This window comes from Bacteroides sp. OF03-11BH (assembly GCF_003604005.1).
In the GTDB taxonomy this organism is placed as follows: domain Bacteria; phylum Bacteroidota; class Bacteroidia; order Bacteroidales; family Bacteroidaceae; genus Bacteroides; species Bacteroides ovatus.
Genome location: NZ_QTMW01000109.1, coordinates 1 through 2497, shown reverse-complemented (window position 1 = coordinate 2497; position 2497 = coordinate 1). Strand labels below are relative to the sequence as shown.

Genomic DNA, 2497 nt, shown 5'->3' with positions numbered 1-2497 from the left:
TGTAGGCTCGGCAAACAACGCCTTTCCGCTTTACAGCGGTAGGTTTTCGCTTACCTGCCCCCGAACCGTACTTACACGTCTCCATGTATACGGCTCTCCATCTGTAACATCATCTTACTTGACACATCTCTGGATTTTTGCGTTACACTCCGCACATACAACCAAAGTCTTTCTGTGCATGTAGAGCATTTTGCGTTCCCAGTCATTTTTACCTTTTAACTCTTTGAGTGTGCGGACATGGTGCATTACCACTTCTCCGTGCTTGCCACATAGTTCGCACGTTTTTGTTGTAAGCCTTTCTATCAGACTCAACGATGGCGTTTTGAACATGTACGGCAGATTGTCACTTGGGGCTGTTTCACAATCCGTTTTGCGGGCATATCCCTCATTATAGAATACCCTGTACTTGGTTTCTCCTCCCTTGTTTACAAAAGGCACTGCAAAGAGATTGTCCTTGCGGTATCTTTCAATGACTTTTCTCACTGACATATTCAGCTTTTGAGCAAGAGTTTTGTACATGGAGAACTTCATAATACAGCCGAAAGAGCGTCCCAAAGCCGATGCATTGTTTGCTATTGAGTAATAGTTGTAGAACCCTCGTATTTCGGTATTAAACTGAGATACAATCTCGTGCGCTTCATTGTCAATCATATAAGTCCTGCCTTTTGACACCCATGTCTCCTTGCCGTGTTTGGTGACAACTTTCATGGCTTCGAGGCTGAGCAGCTTGTTCTTGATTACTTCTCTTGAAACGTGTAGTATCACATTCCCGTTGAAGTATCTGCGCACTGTTCCGTTACTGTTTCTCTTTGTGGCATAGTCTTTACGGACATATATTTCGTAACCCAAAAATTTTGCGCTGTCTTGTGCATTTGTAATCAAAGTCTTTTCCTGTGACATCTCCAGCCTTAACTTTTCCTGCATAAACTTAGTGATGTCTGCTTTGATTCTCTCACATTCGTTTTTCGTTCCGATAACTCCGATAAGGAAATCATCGGCATAGCGCACGTATTTCAACCTGCGAAAGTTTACATCCATATCATTGCCACTTGGCATTGTAAGTATCAGCTTCTGCTTTTCGTGCAGTTCTTCTACCATCCTTGTTCTTACGTTTACATCCTCTACTTCATTTATCCTACGTTTTAGGTAGTGTACTCTGCTGTTGAGTTTGCAAATATCCTTGTTGCGGCTTCTTGCTGTCCCTTTATTGAATTTGTTGGCATATTCATCCATGTACTTATCGAACTTGTCTAGGTATATGTTTGCCAAAACAGGGCTTATGATACCACCTTGCGGTGTCCCTGAATAAGTCTTGTTGAATTGCCACTCTTCCATGTACCCTGCATTGAGGAATTTCCGTATCAGACGAAGAAATCTGTCATCTGCTATTCTGCCTTTCATTATTTCTATCAGCACATCATGGTCTATGTTGTCAAAGAAGCCTTTTATATCTCCCTCGATGAACCATTTTGCACCGTTGAAATTGTTTTGTAGACTTTTCAGTGCCGTGTGGCAGCTTCGGTTTGGTCTGAAACCGTGTGATGTCCACTCAAAGTGTCCCTCATATATGGCTTCAAGCACCATTCTTACTACCTCTTGAACCAATTTGTCTTCAAAAGACGGTATTCCTAACGGACGCATCTTCCCATTCTTTTTCGGAATGTAAGTTCTCTTTGCAGGATTGGGACTATAAGTCTCATCCTTTATACTCTCTATGAGTTTGTTTATCCTATCAATGCTCATCTCATCCTCAGTTTTGCCATCTGTGCCGGGTGTCATGTTGCCCGGCTTTGCATACATACGTTGGTAGGCGACAAAGAACATCTGTTCATTGAATAGAATACGGTAAAGCCTTTCGTATTTATACTCGGGCTCATTGCTGTGTCCAGCTAAAATGTTTAATACTTGCTCTGGATTTCTCATACGTCTCTCACGTTTTCCGTTGTTTGTATTAAAGTTACAGACTACTTCCCTTCGCCATGTACAAGGCTTTCCCTTGCTCAGACTACTACGGAAGTTCCGTTACCATATCGGATATTCAAAAGCTTTCTTTATAGCTGTTTGTTCCAGCGTTCCGACTTAGGTAATCCCCAGTTAGTTCTCTTAATAACTATTAGCACGACATACTGTCGGATGCGACTTTCGTTCTTGTCCGCTTATTGCGGCTGTGTCATAGTCGGTTCTTTATGCTCTGCACTAACGCACAAAATAGGCAGAGTACTATGAAACAACGTATGTATAATAGTCTTCCGTTGTTGCAAGATCTGGTACCACTGAACTATCATTCAACCAATCAAGGCTTCATCCTTATGTATGTCTTTTCGTCTTGCCCCTCAGTCGCCACCTGACTATTAGTGGACTTGGAGCTTTAATCAGTATGCTACACTCCCCATCGGGTTTCCCCTTTGGATAAACTGATTGACGATAGGATTATATCGAACCCAATCCTAACTTCTTGCTAAAGAAGTATTTATTAAGCGACCATTCTGGGCGCACT

1 protein-coding gene is annotated in these 2497 nt (G+C 42.3%); it reads right to left on the bottom strand.

The window, feature by feature from the left end; all coding sequences use genetic code 11:
* Positions 1-114: 114 nt before the first annotated feature.
* Positions 115-1923: a group II intron reverse transcriptase/maturase gene (gene ltrA, locus DXA54_RS27815; protein ID WP_120081204.1), complete on the bottom strand. Its 1809-nt coding sequence runs from the start codon at positions 1921-1923 to the stop codon at positions 115-117.
* Positions 1924-2497 lie beyond the last annotated feature (574 nt).